The sequence below is a fragment of the Thermobifida fusca NBRC 14071 = JCM 3263 genome (assembly GCF_001592045.1).
GTDB classification, from domain to species: Bacteria; Actinomycetota; Actinomycetes; order Streptosporangiales; family Streptosporangiaceae; genus Thermobifida; species Thermobifida fusca.
The window spans coordinates 1-19,778 of sequence record NZ_BCWB01000038.1; the positions used below are offsets into that span (position 1 = coordinate 1).

Genomic DNA, 19,778 nt, shown 5'->3' on the forward strand with positions numbered 1-19,778 from the left:
ACCGTCCGCAACATCGCGGCGGGCCCCTACGGCACACTCGACAAAACTGCCCTGATCAACTACCTGTGCCCGTTCGTGCACGGCATGCTGCGCGCCGAAGCAGAGCACCTCGGCGGCAGCTACGACCTAGTCCACACCCACTACTGGCTCTCCGGCCAGGCCGGATGGCCCGTCGCCCGGGAATGGGGCGTGCCGCTCGTGCACTCCATGCACACCATGGCCCGGGTGAAGAACATGTCCCTCGCCGAAGGCGACACCCCCGAGCCTGAGGAACGAGTACGCGGAGAAGACGCCCTGGTCGCCCTCGCCGACCGGCTCATCGCCAACACTGACGACGAGGCAGCCCAGCTCATCAACTACTACGGCGCCTCCCCCTCGCGCGTCTCCACCGTGTTCCCAGGGGTCGACCTTACGACCTTCACCCCCGGGTCGCGCGCCGAATCGCTGCGCCGTCTCGGCCTGCCCGAGGACACCATCCTGCTGCTGTTCGTCGGCAGAGTGCAGCGGCTCAAAGCCCCCGACGTGCTGCTACGCGCCGCTGCCCGCCTCCTGGAGCTCAACCCCAGCCTGCGTGACCGCCTCGTTGTCGCAGTAGTCGGCGGCCAGTCCGGAACCGGCTACCGGGAGCCCTGGCTGCTGTCCGACTTGGCGGACTCCCTGGGCATCGCTGACCTGGTCCGCCTGGAACCGCCCTGCCCACGGGCGGAGCTCGTCCACTACTACCGGGCAGCCACCGTGACCGTGGTGCCCTCCCACTCGGAGTCCTTCGGTCTGGTAGCAGTGGAGTCTCAAGCCTGCGGCACTCCCGTGGTCGCGGCCCGCGTCGGCGGCCTGCCCACCGCGGTGCGCGACGGCGTCTCCGGAGTGCTCATCGACGGGCACGACCCCCACGACTACGCCAACGTGCTGCACCGGATGATCACCGAACCCCGTTGGCGGGAACGCATGGGAGCCGCGGGCATCCACCACGCCTCCGGGCTGAGCTGGGAGTCGACCGTGGACGGGCTGCTGGCGGCCTACCGCGACGCCCTCCACCAGTGCCGACTCACCGTGCCGTGCCGGTGACCCCCGCCGGTGCGCTGAAGGCGAGGACGGCGACGAGAACAGCCCACCCAGGACGACACGACCGAGAGAGGACCGTATGCCCACACAGGAACAGGTCGACGCGGCCGAGGCGATCGAACAAGCGCTCAAAGAAGCGGAACTGGAGTACGAACGGCCCCGGCCCGACGCCTTCCTGGTCACCCTGCCGGGCGAGCGCAAGCTCAAGACTCTGGTGTGGCTGAACATTGGCAGACACAGTCTGCTGATCAAGAGCTTCTTCTGCCGGCGGCCAGACGAGAACGAAGGCGAGTTCTACCGCTACCTGATGCGGCGCAACTCCGACATGTACGGCATGGCCTTCACCGCCGACGACGTGGGCGACGTGTACATCACCGGGCGGCTGCCGCTGGCCGGGATCACCCCGCAGGAAGTGGACCGGCTGCTGGGGTGCCTCCTCTCTTACTCTGATGAGAACTTCAACCCGGCGCTGGAACGCGGGTTCGCCACGGCGATCCGCAAGGAGTGGGAATGGCGCACCAAACGCGGCGTGAGCCGCCGCAACCTGAAAGCCTTCCGCCACCTGGTGGAGCAGGGCTCTGACGACGGGTGCGCCCGGTGAAACCTAGGAAAATTGGCGTAGACCATTCGCTGCCCTCCGCCGTGGGCGGCCAGGGCGAGTCGCTAGGCTGAGACACATGTCGACTCTGGTTCTGCTGCGCCACGGCGAAAGCGTGTGGAACGCTGAAGGGCTGTTCACCGGCTGGGTGGACGTGGACCTGTCCCCGAAAGGCGAAGAGGAAGCCCGCCGCGGGGGCAGGCTGCTGGCCGAGGCGGGAATCCGCCCCGATGTGGTCCACACCTCCCTGCTGAAGCGGGCCATCCGCACCGCCAACATCGCGCTTGAGGAGGCCGGACTGCACTGGATTCCGGTCAAGCGCTCCTGGCGGCTCAACGAACGCCACTACGGCGCCCTCCAAGGAAAGAACAAGGCGCAGACCCGCGCCGAATTCGGTGACGAGCAGTTCATGATCTGGCGGCGTTCCTACGACACGCCTCCGCCGCCGCTCGCCGAAGACAGCGAGTTCTCGCAGCACAACGACCCGCGTTACGCCACCCTGCCCCCCGAGCTGATGCCGCGCACCGAATGCCTGGCAGACGTCGTGCGGCGGATGCTGCCCTACTGGTACGACGCGATCATCCCCGACCTGGCTGCGGGACGCACCGTGCTGGTCGCGGCGCACGGCAACTCGCTGCGCGCCCTGGTCAAGCACCTGGACAACATCGACGACAAGAGCATCGCCGGGCTCAACATCCCCACCGGTATCCCGCTGGTGTACGAGCTCAACGACGACTTCACTCCGCGGAAGACGGGCGGCGAGTACCTGGACCCCGAGGCGGCCAAAGAGGCCATCGAAGCGGTCAAGAACCAGGGCAAGTAGTCCGGAGCAGTGGACGCGAAGGCGGCCGGAGCCCCCGTGGACCCGGCCGCCTTGCGCGTGCTGGAACTGCTCGCAGCGGCAGTCACGTAGCCGGTTCGGGCTCGAACTTGTAGCCCAAGCCCCGGACCGTGATGATGTGCTGCGGTTTGCTGGGATCGGTTTCGATCTTGGCGCGCAGCCGCTTGATGTGGACGTCGAGGGTTTTGGTGTCCCCCACGTAGTCGGCCCCCCAGACCCGGTCGATCAGTTGCGGACGGGTCAGCACCCGGCCGGCGTTGCGGAGCAGGACTTCCAGCAGCTCGAACTCTTTGAGAGGAAGCTGCACGTTTTCCCCGCGCACCGTCACCACGTGGCGCTCCACGTCCATGCGGACCGGCCCGGCTTCCAGGACGCTGGGCAGCACCGTGTCGTCCGCGGTGCGGCGGCGCAGCACCGCGCGGATCCGGGCCACCAGCTCCCGCGACGAGAAGGGCTTGGTCACATAGTCGTCTGCACCCAGTTCGAGACCGACGACTTTGTCGATCTCGCTGTCTTTGGCGGTGAGCATGATCACCGGGACGTTAGACTTCTGTCGCAGGGTGCGGCACACCTCGGTACCGGACAGGCCCGGCAGCATCAGGTCGAGAAGGACGAGATCAGCACCGGTACGGTCGAAGATCTCTAGAGCACTCGTTCCAGTCGGGGCAACGGCGACCTCGAAGCCTTCCTTGCGAAGCAGGTACGACAGGGCATCGCTGTAGGATTCCTCGTCTTCAACGACGAGTACACGCGTCACTGTGCTGCCTCCTGATCACTTGTGGCAGTGGAGCCTGGCGGCTCCGGGGTCTCGGACCGGGGGAGACGCAAGGTGAACGTCGACCCCTCGCCCTCTTTGCTCCACACTGTCACTTCCCCGCGATGCAGGGTCATGATGTGTTTCACAATGGCCAGGCCAAGGCCGGTACCTCCGGTGGCCCGACTTCGAGCCGCATCCACTCGGTAGAAGCGCTCGAAAATGCGTTCCAGGTCTTGTGGGGGAATGCCGATTCCTTGGTCAGCGACACTGATCTCCACCGCGGTGTCGGTGGTCCGCACCGTCACCGCGACGCGGGTGTTCGCCGGGCTGTAGGCGACGGCGTTGGCGACCAGGTTGCGCAGCGCGGTGATCAGCAGGCCCTCGTCACCCATGACGGTGACGCCTTCGGCGCCACCGGAGACCAGTTCGATGTTTTTTGTGTCGGCGGCGGTACGCACCGCATCCAGTGACTCTTCCACCACGGTATCCACCGCGACTTCGACGGGTTCGGAGAGGGGTTCGGCTCCCTGGATGCGGGAGAGGGTGATCAAGTCCTGGATGAGGCTGGTCAACCGGTCCGCCTCGTGTTTCATCCGGGAAGCGAAGCGACGCACAGCGTCCGGGTCGTCGCTGGCGTCGTTGATCGTCTCCGCGAGGAGGGAGAGTGCGCCGACCGGGGTTTTGAGTTCGTGGCTGATGTTGGCGACGAAGTCGCGGCGCACCGCTTCCACGCGGCGGCGCTCGGTCTGGTCTTCGGCCAGGACCAGGATCAACCCGGTTGCGCCGAGCGGGGCGACCCGGACCGCAAAAGTGGTGGAGTCAGGGCCGAACCTGCGCACAGACACTTCGATCTCGGTTTCGCGGATCACCCCGTCTCTGCGGACCTGTCGGGCCAGAGCGAGCAGTTCCCCGATGACGAGTTCGTCACCGCTGACGAGCCGGTAGGCCCGGGCCGCAGAACTGGCGCGCAGCACCCGGTCGGTGGAGTCCAGGACGACTGCCGACGAGGGCAGTGCGGCAAGTACTTCGGCGATCCCGGGAGGGAGGCTCGATTGCGGGGCCGGATCGGGGGTATGGCTATGGCTTGACTCGCTGATGCGGAACGCTAGACCGGCCGCGACTCCTGTCACGAGCCCTACAAGTCCCGCGATCGCGGCCAGCAGCTCCCCTTCCACAATTCGATCGTAAGCGGACAGAACGGGCCGCTACCCGGAAGGTGGGCTGGTAGAGCGGAGTTTTTTCAAGAGTTCACCGGGGATTCCTCGGTGATTCACAGACCCCTTGGAACGATTGAGGACATGCGCGACACCTATCACGAGGAGCTGGACGCTCTCTCTGACCGGCTGATCGAGATGACCCGGCTGGCCCGGCACGCGATTGCGCGCGCCACCACCGCACTGCTGGACGCCGACCTCGACGCGGCCCAAGAGGTCATCTCGGGGGATGAAAAACTCAACACCCTCAACGACGAGATCGAAAGCAGCGCCATGGCGCTCATGGCACGGCAGCAGCCCGTGGCGCAGGACCTCCGCACTATTATCACCGCCCTCCACATGTCTGGTGACTTGGAGCGGATGGGGGACCACGCGGTGCACATCGCCAAGATCGCCCGGCGCAGGTACCCCGATTCGGCGATCCCGGCCGAGCTGCGCTCGATCGTCCTGGAGATGGGCCACCAGGCGGAGATGCTGGTGATCAAAGCGGGGGAGGTCGTCGCGAACCGGGACGTGGAGACCGCCCGGGAACTGGACAAGGACGACGACCGCATGGACCGGCTCCGCCGCAAGCTGCTGGAGCGCATCCTGTCGTCGAAGTGGGAGTACGGGGTGGAAGCCACGATGGACGTCACCCTGGCAGGCCGGTTCTACGAGCGTTTCGGGGACCACGCCGTCCACGTTGCCGACAACCTCGTCTACCTGGTGACGGGGGAACGGCCCAAGGACTCCTACGGGGAAGGCTGATCGTGCTGCGCCGACCCTGAAGCGGGGTGATGGGTGTCGGCTGGCGGCAACAGGAGCGGACCGGGGTGGGAAGTACCGCGGCTCCTCCGCGACGGGATGTTTCGGAGCCAGGAGCAGGGGGGCCGAGCAGGGCTGGCTCGGGAGATGGGCTGTGCCACCTCGTCCCGCCGCGAGTTGCCGGGATTTTTACTGGTTTTTTGCTACGGGGAGTGGGCGAGTTCGGCCGCGAGAGGGCCGGGCTCGCCCATGTCGTGTGGGGCGGCCGGGGTTCTGCTCCCGAATTGTTCGGGAGGTCCGTGCCTCGCAAGGGCTTCTGGACAGGGGATGACGGGATCGTAGGAGGACTATGGCCCTGTCTTGGGCGTACCCATGGCCGACTTGGGGGGTCGCGGGTAGAATGGGGGTTTCCCACCGCTATCAGGAGAAGCGGACTCTGGTGAGTGTCCCGTGAGTTTTTCCGATGCTTCGACAGCTACTCAAGCTTGCTTTGTCAAGCCGGTGATTGCGGCTTTGACCTGCGTATTCATAAATCCGATAGGTGCGTTAAGGGACGAGTTCGTGGTATCCTGGTAGTAGCGGAAGGGGTACTTGTCACATGACTTTCAAGGTCGGCGACACTGTTGTCTACCCCCATCATGGGGCTGCTCGAATCGAGGCTATCGAAACACGGACCATTAAGGGCGAGGAAAAGACTTACCTCGTTCTGAAGGTCGACAAAGGTGATCTTACGGTACGTGTTCCCGCGGACAATGCCGAGGAAGTCGGCGTCCGCGACGTGGTTGGTCAAGAAGGTCTAGATCGGGTTTTCGAGGTGTTGCGCGCGCCGCACACCGAGGAGCCCACGAACTGGTCTCGGCGCTACAAGGCAAACCTCGAAAAGCTGGCCTCCGGCGACGTCAACAAGGTTGCAGAAGTCGTTCGGGACCTCTGGCGGCGTGATAAGGAGCGCGGTCTTTCCGCCGGAGAAAAGCGCATGCTCGCGAAAGCCCGACAGATTCTGGTGAGTGAACTGGCGCTCGCCGAGAAGACGAATGAGGATAAAGCCGAGGCTCTTCTCGACGAGGTTCTCGCCGGTTAACGAACACAAGAAACACAGATGTGATTCGTGAATTGCCGATGGTGGGCGTCGGAACAGACGTTCACCCTTTCCAAACGGGACGTCCGCTTTTCCTCGCCGGTCTCGAATGGCCTGACGAGGTGGGGCTGAGCGGGCATTCCGACGGTGACGTCGCGGCTCATGCCGCCTGCGATGCCCTCTTCTCGGCGTGTGCTCTGGGCGACCTCGGTTCGCAGTTCGGCACCTCCGACCCCCGCTGGCGCGGGGCGTCCGGAGTGGCGCTGCTGACCGAGGCCGCCCAACGTGTTCGTGCGGCCGGTTATGAGATCGGCAATATCGCCATCCAGATCATCGGCAACCGGCCGAAGTTCGCGCCGCGCAGGCACGAGGCAGAGAAAGTGCTCAGCGCCGCGGTAGGCGCGCCCGTGTCCTGTGCTGCGACCACAACCGACGGCCTGGGTTTCACCGGTCGCGGCGAAGGGATTGCGGCGGTCGCTACTGCATTGTGCGTGCGCGTGCGCTGACTCTCTTTTCCACGGCGGTCCGCAGCGCTGGGGCGCTATTTCTTAGCGGCACGACTCCGCCTGTTCCGGAGAAGCAGCGTCATTGCGGTCGATGCCACCAGGCAGAGCAGTGTCATGGGCACGAACGCGGCCTGGAACGACAGGCCGAGGTCGAGCACGATGCCCGCGCCCACCACGCCCAGCATCACCGAGGTGAAGCCGCTCATGTTGACGAGGCCGGAGGCGGCACCGGTGCGCTGCTCTGGCAGCCCGTCCCGGGCGTAGTCGAACGAGATCGACGGGGCCAGCACCGAGGCGAAAGCGCTCACCAGGATCACCCCCGCGATGACTGGCAGCGGCGGCAGCCCGCCCGGCCACAGCACGACACCGAGCCAGACCAGGGTGACGGTCCACGCCAAACCCAGTCCCATCGGCTTGCGGGCGCGCGGGTAGTGCCCGGGGATGCGTCCCAGGAACGGGACGAGAGACATGGGCAGGAGCATCGCCCCGGTCAACAGCACGCCGGTGGTGTGCGAGGAAAGCCCGTAGCCCTCTTCGAGCAGGGGATAGCCCCACAGCACGCCGAGCACGGTGAACGGCACCATGATGACGGCGTGGGCGGCCATGCCGACGCGGGGGCCCCGGTGCGACAGGGCTTCGGCCAGGCTTTCCCGCATCGACAGGAGGGCGTGCGTCTGGGCGCGGCGGCCGTCGGGGCGATCGCGGATCACCAGCAGCACGAGCGCGCCGACGACGAGGTTCACCGCTCCTGCGCTGAGGAAGGAGACTTCCCAGCCGAAGGCGGTCAGCAGGGCGGACAGCGGGGCGGCGCTGACGAGCTGGCCGAGGCCGCCAGCGAGGCCGGTGAGCGCACTGACCAGGCTGTAGTGCCGTCGGGGGAACCACAGGGCGGCGAGCCGGATGGTGTTGAGGAAGACCAGGGAGTCGCCTGCGCCGATGAGGATGCGTCCCGCGATGGCAGTGGGCGCGTCAGGGGCGACGGCGAACAGGACCGTGCCTGCGGCCATGACGCCCAGGCTGATGAGCAGCGAGCGTCGCGGTCCTAGCCGGTCGGCGAGCAGTCCGGAGGGGATCTGGAGCAGGACGTAGATCACCAACTGGACCATCGGTAGCGTGGAGAGCAGGGCCGGACCGATGTCGAAGCGTTCCTGGGCGTGGAGGGCGGCCGCGCTCATCCCGTTGCGATGGAACATGGCGAGGAGGTAGACGGTGGCGGCGGTGCCCCAGACCAGCCAGGCGCGGAGACCGCCGGAAGGCTCGCCTCCTCCCGAATCGATCCCATGATCGGATCTTTCTCTGTTTTTTCGCAGGGGTGGTTCCAGAGTCATCATTCTCCTGTTCGCGCCCAAAACAGCGCTGATCGTACTCCTCCGGTCACCCTCAGCCTCGGTGGAGCTCCCCGAAAACGCGGCCGGTATGCGGAAGAGCGGGATACACGGGTGCGGGACTCAGCGCGGGACAGAAGGCAGGGGAGCCTTGCGGGTCCAGGTGGGTGATCCTGGCTGCTGGCGGGAGCAACGGGTGTGCGGCAGCGCCTGAAAGGTGCAAATCAGGCAATGATTGGGCAAAAAACACACCATGTCATGGTTGCAAGAAGATCACAATGTGACATGGCCTACAGCTCAAAGTAGCTCCAGTGGCGGGGGAGATGCTGCTAGCATCCCGGTTTCGAGGATCACTAAGAGGTAACGGAGAGATCTGTTCCTCGTAAAGAAGGGTGGTCCTCGGGTTGTCCGCCATCTGGAGGCGAGACGACCGGGCGGGCACAGCCAGTGGCCGCTGAAGAGGGGAAGGAGTGCCGCAGCGCAGCGGCGACTACGCCAGCCAGCAGGAGAAACCTTGAGTCATCCACGTCTGAACAATCCGCGGACTTATCGGGCGAAACTTGCGGAATCTGCTCGAATCCGGCGTCTCCCTCGGCACGGGTTTCGCGCCGACCGTTCGGTAGAAGCGCTCTTCGTCGAACTCCGCGAAACCTGGGCCGAACCCTGGTACCAGGCAGGCTCCTCGGACGTGGCCTTCATCTCCACCCGTTGCGGACTCAACGTGTGGTGTTGTGACGGCAAGTTCATCTGGAGCGACAAAAACGGAGCAACGGTCACCCACCCCGCCAACGATCCTTCCGGCGCAGCCGCCCTCCTCAACGCGATGTTCGCCCCCCGACTCTCCACCGCGGCCTAGAACCGCTCCTCCCCCCGAAGACCAAGCCCTCCCTGGCCTGCGGTCCCGCACACTTCGACGCTCAACACCCGCATTCCGCGACGGCCGCGGCAAGACGGTCAAGGGCTGCCCCCGTCGCGCTCGGATGGTTTGCGACAAACGCGAACACCAGGAGACGGCCTTGAGCGGTGTAAATGGTTCCCGCCAGCGAACTGACCCCGTTGAGAGTTCCAGTCTTGGCGCGGACCAGCCCCGCACCTGAGGCCGCATCGCTCTCCGGCGCGTACCGGGCGCTCAGACTTCCCGTGCTGTGCGCGGTCGGCAACCCGGAAAGGACCGGGTAGAGCTCGGGCCGCTCCGGATCAGCGGCCAACACCAGAAGCGTCGCCAACGCCTTGCTAGTGATCCGGGTGTCCACCGACAGGCCGCTGCCGTCACTGACCTGCACACCCGCCACACCCAGCTCGTCCATCACCGCCATCACTGCTCGGGCCGCGCCCGCAAAACTGGGCTCCTCCCCCTGCGCGATCGCCACCTGGCGGGCCAGCGCCTCCGCGACATTGTTGTCACTGTCCATCAGGGTCTTCTCCACCAGCGCGGAAATCGGTGGAGACGACACCCGGGCCAGCAGTTCCGCGCCCGCAGGCGCCTGGGTCGGCTGCGGGGTTTCCAGCACACTGATTCCGGCCTCATCCAGTTTGCGGGCGAACGCTTCCGCCGCCGCCAACGGCGGATCAGCCACCCGCGGACCGTACTTGCTCTCCACGGGGATGTCGATCCGCCCGCACTCGTCGATGACCCGGGCCAACCCGCAGTCCACCATCAGGGCGTGCACCGATGCGGTGCTGCCCTCGTCGATGTAGCCCTGCTTCCAGCCCGGGCCGAGCGGCTCACCCGCATAAGCCGACGTGTCATAGCCCAGCCGCACCGCGGTCACCCCCGCCTCCGACAGGGCCGCCGCGGTCTGCTCGGCGAGCTCTTCGAGACTGGCCAGCCGGGGGTAGCGGTGCGGGTCGGCGTTCTCGGTCAAAGTGGGGTCGCCGCCGCCGACCAGAACGATCTCTTCCGGCGAAGCCCCCTGGACGACGTCCGTGTGGATCTGCGCGTCCGGGCCGAGCACGTGCAGCGCCGCCACCGAGGTGACGACTTTCGTGGTGGAGGCGGGCACCAGTCCTTCGTCGGCATCGCGGGCGTAGAGTTCCTGGTGGGTCTCGGCGTCGATGACATATGCGGAGAGCCCCTCACCGATGCCCGACTGCGACATGGGATCATCAAGCTTATCCGCGAGTCGGGCCGGATCCACGGTCTCGGCATTCGCGGCGTCCGGAAGAGGCACCGCCTCTGCGACCGCGACGGGAACAGGCACGGTCTCGGGTGGGCGCGCGGCGATGACGTCGCGGGCGACCAGGCCGGTGGTCAGCACAAATAGGGTGAGCAAGGCCAAGGTGAGGAGAGCCCAGAGTCGATCGTTCCGCACTCCCGGTACCTGCCTTCCGTCGGCGTCGCGAAAACTTGTGAACTATGGCGACATTAGTCGTCAGGGGAGCCGAGAACAGTATGGAATTCGACGTCACGATCGAAATCCCTAAGGGAGAGCGAAACAAGTACGAGATGGACCATGAGACCGGCCGTATCCGGCTGGATCGCATGCTGTTCACCTCGACCAGTTACCCTGCCGACTACGGTTTCATCGAAGGCACCCTGGGTGACGACGGTGACCCGTTGGACGCCCTCGTGCTGCTCAAGCAGCCCACCTTCCCCGGTTGCATGATCCGATGCCGCGCCATCGGCATGTTCCGCATGCGTGACGAAGCCGGGGGAGACGACAAAGTTCTCTGTGTCCCCGCGACGGACCCCCGCATGGAACATTTGCGTGATATTCATCACGTAAATGAGTTTGAGCGGCTGGAGATCCAGCACTTCTTCACCGTCTACAAGGACCTGGAGCCGGGCAAGTCAGTGGAAGGCGCCATCTGGGTCGGCCGGCACGAAGCGGAACAGGAGATCAAGAACTCCATCAAGCGCGCCGCCGAGAGCGGGCAGCAGCACGGCGCGTACTTCAAACTGGACTGATCCGGAGCCGACGGCGGTGGCGCGGTCGTCGCGACACAAGGCCACCGGTCCTGACAGACGCCTCACCCCACGGTTGGACCACCGGACTGGCAGGCCACGGACACCAGACCCTCCGCACACGTCCAGGCGGGCGATGCCATGCACCGCCGCAGCGGCCAGCGCCACCTTCGTACGGACTTCAGCGATCAGCCCGGACCAGGGAAACCCGGGCGCCGGACCGTGATCGGCAGCGGAATCCCCGTGGACTGCACTGGTTGCCCCGGGCCGCGCGGTTGGCGCGCGCCGTCTGCTTCCGGGGCGACCGTTCCACTCAGCTTCCTGACACGGACCATGCGGGGAGCCCGACGGGAGGGGAACACGGGCTGTCCCGCTACCCGGTGCAGGGCTGCTGGGTAGGCCCCGTTCGCGGGGCGCACCGCACTGGAGGGAGAGCCGAGCGGTGCGCACGGCTTGTCCAGCCACGGGTCTCCTGGCCGGGACACGCGGCACTCCTCCGGCAGGGGAAACCGCCGTGGCGTGCGGTGCCCCTGCCGAGAAAGCCGGTCCGGGCCGCACCGCGGTTCCGCACGGCCGCGCCCGGCGGGCAGACAGACCCGCTAGGGGACGGGGCACGCAGTGAAACGCTGGGCGATACCGGTCACATCCTGGGGGTCGAGGATGGTCGGCTGCGCCAAGAGGTACTCCACCACCTGTCGGGGCCGGGTGATGATCGTGCGGCCCACGTGGAGTACCGGTTCCGGCATGCGTCCGGCAGCCGTGATCACCGGGGTCACTTTGACTCCCGGCCAGTTCTCCGCCAAGTGCAGGGAGCGTTCCAAACGGGCCGCGTGAGCGCTGATCCGCTCCGCGGCACGCCGTGCAGGCAGCGTGCCCAGCATGATCGTGTCGCCGTCCCGGGAGACCACGTGCCGCCACGTCCGGGTCTCCAGCAGGTAGACACCTCCCGCGCCGATCGCCACATGGCGGGACTGGTCACAGGGGACCACGTGGTAACCGTTGCGGTGCAAGGCACGCAGCAGGCGGCCCCTTCCCCACGGGGCGCGCAGGTGAGGGGCGAGAGTGGCGGACAGCAGGTAGCTGAGCGCGACCAGTACCGCGACCAGGGCGCCTGCCCGCCAGCCGAGGAATCCGGCGGCCATCACCCCCGAGGCCACGGCGACGAGGGACCGGATCGCGAAGCGTGTGACCTGGGCGCCTAGGGAATCGGGGACGACCGCCACGGTCCTGAGGTTCTCGGTGTGCGAGTTTCCGCCATATCCCACGTGGTGTCTCACCTCCGGTGTGGATCCCGAAAGCCGAGGCGCGGTCCCGGCGGGTGGAGCGCCCTCGCTGTCCGGCTGCGGTGCCTACGCAACCCCAACATCAGTCTTTTCGGCAAAGCCCAATGTCACCATTAGCCCCTCCAAAAACACAACTTCTCCGTAAACAGGCCGGGTGCGGCGATTCCAGGCCTCAAGGAGACACTTTTCCAGCTCGCCGCCTGTGACTTGACATCGCACCCCAAGGTTGATCTGCTTAACCACATGCGTACGCGCACGGTCATGTTCCACACAGCTCTCGCTCGTCAGGCCCCAGTGGTCTTCCAGCGGGTGGCCAGTGCGCTGTGTCGGGTTCCTTCGTGTTGTTGTTGATCGACTGATCCGCACCGCGGTTGCAGAGCCCTCGTGCGGCGGCTCTCCCGCGTGCGTCTTCTCACGCATCCTCGCGCGAACCGGGCTCCCGTGAGCCATTTCTCTGCCTGATCGCACCCCGCTCGGCATTGCGGGGGCTGACTGAACTTCACGAAGGACCACCGCCCATGTTCTCCGGTATGCCCACTGTTTCCGCTTCGTCCACTACGTCCGTCACGGAACGCAACGAAACGATCACCGTTTCCCCGGAAGGGATCGGGGACATCGTGATGGCCGGCGAAGCTAGCGGCTACGCGCATCTCGCGGCCCGCGCGGTGCCGACCGTGGGCCAGTTGACCACCGCGGCCCGGCGCGCCGCCGCACTCCTCGCCCAGCCCGAGCTGTGGCCGCGGCAGTACGGCCAGTGGCAGCGTCCCCCGCGCCCGGTGCGGCAGCGGGTGCCTGGACGAATGCGGATGAGCGTGGTAGCGCTGGCCCCCAACGGATTCGTCACCCTGCCTGCCGCCCGCCCGACCGCCCCCGTGCACGGTGATGTGCTGCTGGTGGTCCACGGCCGGATGCACGCGGTGATCATCGGAAGCGACGGTCGGCTGCTGGCGGTGCAAGAACTGGTAGCGGGCCGCACCCGAGTGCTCGGCGGAGTAGACGGCCGCCAGCTCGTCAACACCGGCTCCGAACCCGCCGTCGTGGTGCGGGTCACTGCCTGACCTGGGATTCACCGGACGGTCCAGGACTGATGGAGCGCAAGGCGCGATCAACGGCTTCGACTGCGCGGAGCGTGCGCGCAAGGCGGCTGCCCTCCGCGCGGTAGACCTCCCTGACCTGCTCCACCGCGGCCCGGGGCAGGAGACCGACCAGGTCGTCCGGGGCGGCCCGGTACCCTTCCCGGGCCGCGGCCAGTTCCGCCCGCACATAGCGCACCGCCAGCGCGGACAGCGCCGCCGGATACCTGCGCAGCACCCCGTGGATTCGGTAGTCGGCGGGAAGCAGGCCCAGCAGCCACTCCGCCGCGCTCTGCGGAAAATCCTCAGCCCAATAAGGGTGCACCCCCGCGGGCCACTCCTCAGGCAACCGTCGTTCGGCCATGCCGCCAAGCATAACCGTTATTCGAACACCAGTTCGATAGCGCAAGCGTGACAAAAGGCTTCCCCGGCGTACAAGACCCGGCCTCGCAGCGGTCACGCTCCGCAACACCACAGGCGTCCGTGGAGAAAACCCCGAAATACTCGCTGATCCCTAATGAGCGGGGACCCAGTGGGTACGGTGAAAAGGTGACTTTGATCGACTGGGACGTAGCTGTCAACACCGGTGTGCGCCTCGTGCGGCCCGGTCCGAACATCAGTCTCGCTGAGGCCCGGCAAGCAGTGGCCCAACTGCGAGAACTCTCCGTGATCGCACAGACCCATGTGCGTGATTTCACGGGGTTGACCAGTCTCGAACCGGCGGGCCCCGCCACCATCGTCGACCGCCCGGGGTGGATCAGGGCGAACGTCGACGGTTTCCGGGTCGTCCTCGACCCGGTCCTCGAGGCCCTCGGCCCCTCCACGCTCAGCAGCTCCCCGGTGGGCACCATCACCACGGCGGTTGGCTCCCGGGTCACCGGGGCGCAACTGGGCGCGGTCCTCGCCTACCTCGCCGGCCGAGTCCTCGGCCAGTACGAACTGTTCCTGCCGCCCGACCCTGAAGGAAAAGCCCCCACCGGCCGCCTCACCCTCGTAGCGCCCAACATCGTGCAGGCAGAGCAGGAACTCGACGTCGACCCGCACGACTTCCGCCTGTGGGTGTGCCTGCACGAAGAAACCCACCGCACCCAGTTCACCGCCAACCCGTGGCTGCGCGGCTACGTGCAGCAACTCATCACCGACTACCTGCGCGCCTCCCACCTGAGCGCCGGCGACTTCGTGGAACGGCTGCGCGCGGTAGGGGAAGCCGTCGCCGAGGTGATCCGCGGCAACGAAGCCAACCTCATCGACATCTTCCAAACCGAAGAACAGAGTGAGATCCTCGACCGCATCACCGCGGTCATGACCCTGGCTGAAGGCCACGGCGACTACGTGATGGACGCGGTCGGTCCGCAAGTGGTGCCGAGCGTCGCCGAGATCCGGCGCCGCTTCCAGCGTCGCCGCCACGGCGGAAACCGCATCGACAAAGCCATCCGGCAACTGCTCGGCCTCGACCTGAAACTGAAGCAGTACGAGGAAGGCGCGGCCTTCGTGCGCACCGTGGTGGCCCGCGTCGGCATGGCGAACTTCAACCGGGTCTGGGAGTCGCCCGACACCCTGCCCACCCTGGCGGAGATCCGCGACCCGCAGGCATGGATCACCCGCGTCCTCCACCCGCCGCTCCCGCTCACCCCAGGCGAGGAGCCCGAAACCGAGTAACCACGAACAGGAGCACGTGTGAGCGGACCGCCGCCTCCTGTCGCGCTGGTGCGCACCGCGGTACGCCGCGCGCTGCGGGACCTGCCCGCCGGCAGTCTGGTGCTCGTGGCCTGCAGCGGCGGCCCTGACTCGCTGGCGCTCGCGGGAGCCACCGCCTTCGTCGCCCCCCGCCTCGGCCTGCGCGCTGGCGGGGTCACCGTCGACCACGGACTCCAGGAAGGCTCAGCGGAACGCGCCGACACTGTGGCAGCGCTCCTCCGTAACCTCGGCTTCGACCCCGTGGAACGGGTCTCGGTGACCGTCGGCACGGCGGGGGGACCGGAAGCCGCGGCCCGCAGCGCCCGGTACGCGGCCCTGGAGAAAACCGCCGACGTCCACCAGGCAGCCGCGGTGCTGCTGGGGCACACCCGCGACGACCAGGCCGAGACCGTGCTCTTGCGGCTCGCCCGCGGATCCGGGGCGCGTTCACTGGCGGCCATGGCCACCCGCACCGGCCGCTATCTGCGCCCGTTCCTGGACGTGGACCGGCGCACCGTCCACGAAGCGGCGTCGCTCATGGGTTTCGAACCCTGGTCCGACCCGCATAACACCGACCCCGCCTACACCCGCTCCCGGGTCCGCCACGAGGCCCTGCCCGTATTGGAACGCGTCCTGGGGCCGGGGATCACCGAAGCCCTCGCGCGGACCGCCACCCTGCTGCGCGACGACGCCGATGCCCTTGATGCGTGGGCCGACCAGGCCCAGCAGCAGGTGGGACGGGGGCCGACCGCCTTGGACGCCGCCGGACTGGCGGGCCTGCCGCGCGCGATCCGCACCCGCCTGCTGCGCCGCATCGCCCTAGCCGCGGGATGCCCCGCGGGCGCCCTCACCGCGGAGCACGTCTTCGCGTTGGACCGGCTCGTCACCGAGTGGCGGGGGCAGAGCCACGTCGACCTTCCCGGAGCCCGGCGGGGCCGAAGACACGACGGGCAGATCATCGTCTCCGCTGACTGAGCGGCCGCCGGCAGGGAGAGTTGTGCACGGTACGGTGCGACGGAGTACTGTCCGAATCGGTACGCTCCTCCTGTCCGGAGGGGGACGAAAATGCCGACGTTTGGTCCGTTTATCCTTGAATCCAGCAAGAACTCCCCGTCTGAGCAGCGAGGACCTGAAGCGTGGACGCGAAGGACATGGGCTCCGCCCTGGACAAAATCCTGGTCACCGAGGAACAGATCAGGACCCGCACCCGGGAGTTGGCAGCCGAAATCGACGCCGACTACGCAGGAAAGGACTTGCTGCTCGTCGGTGTCCTCAAGGGCGCGGTCATGGTGATGGCCGACCTGGCCCGCGAACTTCACCACCCCTGTGAGATGGACTGGATGGCGGTCTCCTCCTACGGGGCGGGGACCACCTCCTCCGGTGTCGTCCGCATCCTCAAAGACCTGGACACCGACATCCAGGGGCGCAATGTGCTGATCGTCGAAGACGTCATCGACTCCGGGCTCACCCTGTCCTGGCTGGTCGGCAACCTCAAATCGCGACACCCGGCGTCGGTGGAGATCTGCACCATGGTGCGCAAGCCGATGGCGTTCAACGTCGACCTGGACGTCAAATACGTCGGCTTCGACCTGCCCAACGAGTTCATCGTCGGATACGGCCTGGACTACGCCGAGAAGTACCGCAACCTGCCGTTCATCGCGACTCTCGCCCCGCACGTGTACGACGACTGATTCGCGGCTGAGAGGCAGGTCTCGTTCCGGAAGCGACCCGGGGCGGGAACAACGGAGGCGCCGTTGAGCGTTGCGTCCATGACGGGACAACTCCGGCGCGCTGCCGCATCACCTGAGTGATCCGGCAGGGGCTGGGTGTACCGTCGATTATCCCGGCATCATTGTAGGGAGCACATGTCCGACAGGTCCCGCTTCCGGCGGTCGGCATGAGGTGCCGTGTCGCGCGGCACGGTCCGGTACGACAGCGGATCGTCGCCCCGGACCGCCGACGCAACCGACACCTCTGGCGGTATTCGGAGGGACCGCTGTTAGAAGGGACGGGCCCGGCGGGGTTCCGTATCGATGAATCTGAAGCGTTTGTACCGTGGACCGTGGCTGTGGTTCATTGCCATCCTGCTCATGCTCCTGGTGACCTCCCAGTTCATGGGATGGGGCAGTGGACCCGAACACGTCAAGACCGACACGTCGAAGGTCTTCACCCTGATCGAGCAGGACCAGGTCAGGGATGCCAAGATCATTGACAAGGACCAGCGCATCGAGCTGACCACCGTTGACGGCAAGCTGTATGAGGCTTACTGGGTGGACGGCCAGGGCGCTGAGCTGGCCGAAGCTCTCCGCGCCAACCAGGGCGGCAACCTGGAGGCGTACGACGTCGAGGTTCCCGGCGACAACATCTGGCTATCCCTGCTCTTCAGCTTCCTGCCGCTCCTGCTGGTCATCGCCGTCTTCTTCTTCATCATGAACCAGATGCAAGGCGGCGGCTCCCGGGTCATGAACTTCGGCAAGTCTCGGGCAAAGCTGATCTCCAAAGACACTCCCAAGACCACCTTCGCTGACGTGGCGGGAGCAGACGAGGCGATCGAAGAGCTCAAGGAGATCAAGGACTTCCTGCAGAACCCGGGGAAGTTCCAGAGCCTGGGCGCCAAGATCCCCAAAGGTGTGCTCCTGTATGGTCCGCCCGGTACCGGTAAGACCCTGCTGGCCCGGGCTGTCGCAGGCGAAGCGGGAGTGCCGTTCTACTCCATCTCCGGTTCGGACTTCGTCGAAATGTTCGTCGGTGTGGGCGCCTCCCGGGTCCGCGACCTGTTCGAGCAGGCCAAGGCCAACGCCCCCGCGATCATCTTCATCGACGAGATCGACGCGGTTGGCCGCCACCGCGGCGCCGGCATGGGCGGCGGCCACGACGAACGCGAGCAGACCCTCAACCAGTTGCTCGTGGAAATGGACGGCTTCGACTCCCGGGGCGGGGTCATCCTGATCGCCGCGACGAACCGTCCGGACATCCTCGACCCGGCGCTGCTGCGCCCCGGCCGTTTCGACCGGCAGATTGTCGTGGACCGTCCCGACCTGGAGGGCCGCAAAGGCATTCTCCGGGTGCACGCCCAAGGCAAGCCGCTCGGCCCCGACGTCGACCTCGACGTCATCGCCCGGCGCACCCCCGGGTTCACCGGTGCCGACCTGGCCAACGTGATCAACGAGGGGGCCCTGCTGACGGCCCGCCGCGGCAAGCAGCAGATCGACATGGCCACCTTGGAGGAGGCCATCGACCGCGTCATCGCGGGGCCGGAGCGCAAGAGCCGCGTCATGTCCGAGGCGGAGAAGAAGATCATCGCCTACCACGAGGGCGGGCACGCCCTGGTGGGCCACGCTCTGCCGAACGCCGACCCGGTGCACAAGGTCACCATCCTGCCGCGCGGCCGTGCCCTCGGCTACACCATGTCGCTGCCGACCGAGGACAAATTCCTCACCTCGCGTTCCGAGATGATGGACCAGTTGGCCATGATGCTGGGTGGACGTGCCGCCGAGGAGCTGGTCTTCCACGAGCCCACCACCGGCGCGGCCAACGACATCGAGAAGGCCACCAACCTGGCCCGCAGCATGGTCACCGAGTACGGCATGAGTGAACGGCTCGGTGCCCGCAAGTTCGGCAACAGCAACACCGAACCGTTCCTGGGCCGGGAGATGGCGCACAGCCGCGAATACTCCGAGGAGATCGCGGCCCTCATCGACGAGGAAGTGCGCCGCCTTATCGAAGCCGCCCACGACGAAGCGTGGGAGATCCTCGTCGAATACCGGGACGTCCTCGACGAGCTGGTGCTCCAGCTGCTGGACAAGGAGACCCTGTCCAAGGAGGAGGTCCTGGAGATCTTCGCCCCGGTGCGTAAACGCCCGTCCCGCGGCTCCTACAAGGGGTACGGCAAGCGGATCCCCTCAGACAAGCCGCCGGTCCTCACCCCCAAGGAGCTCGCCCTGATGGGCCCCAAGGACGTGGAAGACCTCGTCGGGGGCAGCAACGGACAGGCGAACACCGCCGGCGAACTGAGCTGGGAACAGAAGCACGACCGCAAGGCCGGTCCGGGAGACGCCAATCCTGGAGCAGACCGTGACTGAGTACGAATACCGGGTTGGTGATACCGACGCGGGTCTCGCCCCCGCGGGGATCGACCAGCCGCGGATCGAGAAAGCGGTGCGGGAAATCCTGCTGGCTATCGGCGAGGACCCGGATCGGGACGGTCTCGTGGAGACCCCGGCCCGGGTCGCACGGGCCTTCGCGGAGCAGTTCGCTGGGCTCAGCCAGCGCCCCGAGGACGTGCTGACCACGGTGTTCGAGGCCAACCACGAAGAGATGGTGCTGGTCAAGGACATCGAGTTGTACTCCACGTGCGAGCACCACCTTGTCCCCTTCTACGGGGCTGCGCACGTGGGGTACATCCCCAACACGGACGGCCGGATCACCGGACTGTCCAAACTGGCCCGTCTCGTCGACATCTACGCCCGCCGCCCCCAAGTGCAGGAGCGGTTGACGTCGCAGGTCGCAGACGCGTTGATGGAGCGGTTGGAGCCGCGCGGCGTCATCGTGGTCGTCGAAGCCGAGCACCTGTGCATGACCATGCGCGGTGTGCGGAAACCGGGGGCGAAAACCGTGACGTCCGCGGTGCGCGGCGCGTTCCGGGAGAGCTACAAGACCCGCGCCGAGGCGATGGACCTCATCCTGGGACGCCGGTGAGCTCCGCTGTTTCCTTG

General features: G+C 66.6%; 20 protein-coding genes. 14 read left to right on the forward strand and 6 right to left on the reverse strand.

Features of this window, described 5'->3' with window-relative positions:
• The 3 genes from mshA to TF1_RS08695 form a co-directional block, all read left to right on the forward strand.
• A partial coding sequence (mshA, locus tag TF1_RS08685; RefSeq protein ID WP_061783801.1) for a D-inositol-3-phosphate glycosyltransferase occupies positions 1-1,065 on the forward strand: 1,065 nt, incomplete at its 5' end.
• A gap of 76 nt (positions 1,066-1,141) precedes the next feature.
• On the forward strand, positions 1,142-1,663 hold the full coding sequence (locus TF1_RS08690) for a YbjN domain-containing protein (RefSeq protein ID WP_011293335.1): 522 nt from the start codon (positions 1,142-1,144) through the stop codon (positions 1,661-1,663).
• A 76-nt stretch (positions 1,664-1,739) separates the two neighbouring features.
• Positions 1,740-2,483, forward strand: a complete 744-nt coding sequence (locus TF1_RS08695) for a phosphoglyceromutase (RefSeq protein WP_011293334.1) — start codon at positions 1,740-1,742, stop codon at positions 2,481-2,483.
• An 82-nt stretch (positions 2,484-2,565) separates the two neighbouring features.
• Here the strand turns inward: TF1_RS08695 and TF1_RS08700 are convergent, their stop codons facing one another.
• Both TF1_RS08700 and TF1_RS08705 read right to left on the reverse strand, forming a co-directional pair.
• Positions 2,566-3,258, reverse strand: a complete 693-nt coding sequence (locus tag TF1_RS08700; RefSeq protein ID WP_011293333.1) for a response regulator transcription factor — start codon at positions 3,256-3,258, stop codon at positions 2,566-2,568.
• Positions 3,255-4,433, reverse strand: a complete 1,179-nt coding sequence (locus TF1_RS08705) for a sensor histidine kinase (protein ID WP_061783802.1) — start codon at positions 4,431-4,433, stop codon at positions 3,255-3,257. The genes TF1_RS08700 and TF1_RS08705 overlap by 4 nt, the downstream gene beginning before the upstream one ends.
• Before the next feature lie 123 nt (positions 4,434-4,556).
• Here TF1_RS08705 and phoU point away from each other — a divergent pair, with 123 nt between their 5' ends.
• The 3 genes from phoU (at position 4,557) to ispF (ending at position 6,800) form a co-directional block, all read left to right on the forward strand.
• Positions 4,557-5,219: a phosphate signaling complex protein PhoU gene (phoU, locus tag TF1_RS08710; RefSeq protein ID WP_016189365.1), complete on the forward strand. Its 663-nt coding sequence runs from the start codon at positions 4,557-4,559 to the stop codon at positions 5,217-5,219.
• A 595-nt stretch (positions 5,220-5,814) separates the two neighbouring features.
• Positions 5,815-6,297, forward strand: a complete 483-nt coding sequence (locus tag TF1_RS08715; RefSeq protein WP_011293330.1) for a CarD family transcriptional regulator — start codon at positions 5,815-5,817, stop codon at positions 6,295-6,297.
• Positions 6,298-6,335: 38 nt separating this feature from the next.
• Positions 6,336-6,800, forward strand: a complete 465-nt coding sequence (gene ispF, locus TF1_RS08720) for a 2-C-methyl-D-erythritol 2,4-cyclodiphosphate synthase (RefSeq protein WP_011293329.1) — start codon at positions 6,336-6,338, stop codon at positions 6,798-6,800.
• Positions 6,801-6,835: 35 nt separating this feature from the next.
• Here the strand turns inward: ispF and TF1_RS08725 are convergent, their stop codons facing one another.
• Positions 6,836-8,128, reverse strand: a complete 1,293-nt coding sequence (locus TF1_RS08725) for an MFS transporter (protein ID WP_011293328.1) — start codon at positions 8,126-8,128, stop codon at positions 6,836-6,838.
• Positions 8,129-8,639: 511 nt separating this feature from the next.
• Between TF1_RS08725 and TF1_RS08730 the strand changes: the two genes are divergently transcribed.
• The gene (locus TF1_RS08730) at positions 8,640-8,981 is read left to right on the forward strand and encodes a hypothetical protein (RefSeq protein ID WP_011293327.1); all 342 of its coding nucleotides are present in this window, start codon (positions 8,640-8,642) and stop codon (positions 8,979-8,981) included.
• A gap of 61 nt (positions 8,982-9,042) precedes the next feature.
• Here the strand turns inward: TF1_RS08730 and dacB are convergent, their stop codons facing one another.
• Positions 9,043-10,437 (reverse strand): D-alanyl-D-alanine carboxypeptidase/D-alanyl-D-alanine endopeptidase, encoded by a 1,395-nt coding sequence (gene dacB / locus TF1_RS08735; RefSeq protein ID WP_011293326.1) that lies wholly within the window; start codon positions 10,435-10,437, stop codon positions 9,043-9,045.
• Between the two features lie 80 nt (positions 10,438-10,517).
• Between dacB and TF1_RS08740 the strand changes: the two genes are divergently transcribed.
• A complete protein-coding gene (locus tag TF1_RS08740; RefSeq protein ID WP_011293325.1) occupies positions 10,518-11,033 on the forward strand; it encodes an inorganic diphosphatase in 516 nt (171 codons plus the stop codon).
• A gap of 596 nt (positions 11,034-11,629) precedes the next feature.
• Here TF1_RS08740 and TF1_RS08745 read toward each other — a convergent pair.
• Complete coding sequence (locus TF1_RS08745; RefSeq protein WP_011293324.1) at positions 11,630-12,295, reverse strand: hypothetical protein; 666 nt, start codon at positions 12,293-12,295, stop codon at positions 11,630-11,632.
• A gap of 536 nt (positions 12,296-12,831) precedes the next feature.
• Between TF1_RS08745 and TF1_RS08750 the strand changes: the two genes are divergently transcribed.
• Complete coding sequence (locus TF1_RS08750) at positions 12,832-13,371, forward strand: hypothetical protein (protein WP_011293323.1); 540 nt, start codon at positions 12,832-12,834, stop codon at positions 13,369-13,371.
• On the opposite strand, the gene TF1_RS08755 is transcribed toward TF1_RS08750, so the two are convergent.
• Entirely contained in the window at positions 13,361-13,762 is a 402-nt protein-coding gene (locus TF1_RS08755; RefSeq protein WP_016189362.1) for a hypothetical protein, read from the reverse strand. The two genes, TF1_RS08750 and TF1_RS08755, sit on opposite strands and share 11 nt — an antisense overlap.
• 179 nt (positions 13,763-13,941) lie before the next feature.
• Between TF1_RS08755 and TF1_RS08760 the strand changes: the two genes are divergently transcribed.
• The 5 genes from TF1_RS08760 (at position 13,942) to folE (ending at position 19,761) form a co-directional block, all read left to right on the forward strand.
• Entirely contained in the window at positions 13,942-15,045 is a 1,104-nt protein-coding gene (locus TF1_RS08760; RefSeq protein ID WP_041428253.1) for a zinc-dependent metalloprotease, read from the forward strand.
• 18 nt (positions 15,046-15,063) lie between these two features.
• A complete protein-coding gene (gene tilS / locus TF1_RS08765; RefSeq protein WP_011293320.1) occupies positions 15,064-16,038 on the forward strand; it encodes a tRNA lysidine(34) synthetase TilS in 975 nt (324 codons plus the stop codon).
• A 161-nt stretch (positions 16,039-16,199) separates the two neighbouring features.
• Positions 16,200-16,754, forward strand: a complete 555-nt coding sequence (gene hpt / locus TF1_RS08770; protein ID WP_011293319.1) for a hypoxanthine phosphoribosyltransferase — start codon at positions 16,200-16,202, stop codon at positions 16,752-16,754.
• A gap of 342 nt (positions 16,755-17,096) precedes the next feature.
• Positions 17,097-19,145, forward strand: a complete 2,049-nt coding sequence (gene ftsH / locus TF1_RS08775; protein ID WP_011293318.1) for an ATP-dependent zinc metalloprotease FtsH — start codon at positions 17,097-17,099, stop codon at positions 19,143-19,145.
• Positions 19,138-19,761 (forward strand): GTP cyclohydrolase I FolE, encoded by a 624-nt coding sequence (folE, locus tag TF1_RS08780; RefSeq protein ID WP_011293317.1) that lies wholly within the window; start codon positions 19,138-19,140, stop codon positions 19,759-19,761. The genes ftsH and folE overlap by 8 nt, the downstream gene beginning before the upstream one ends.
• Positions 19,762-19,778: the final 17 nt, after the last annotated feature.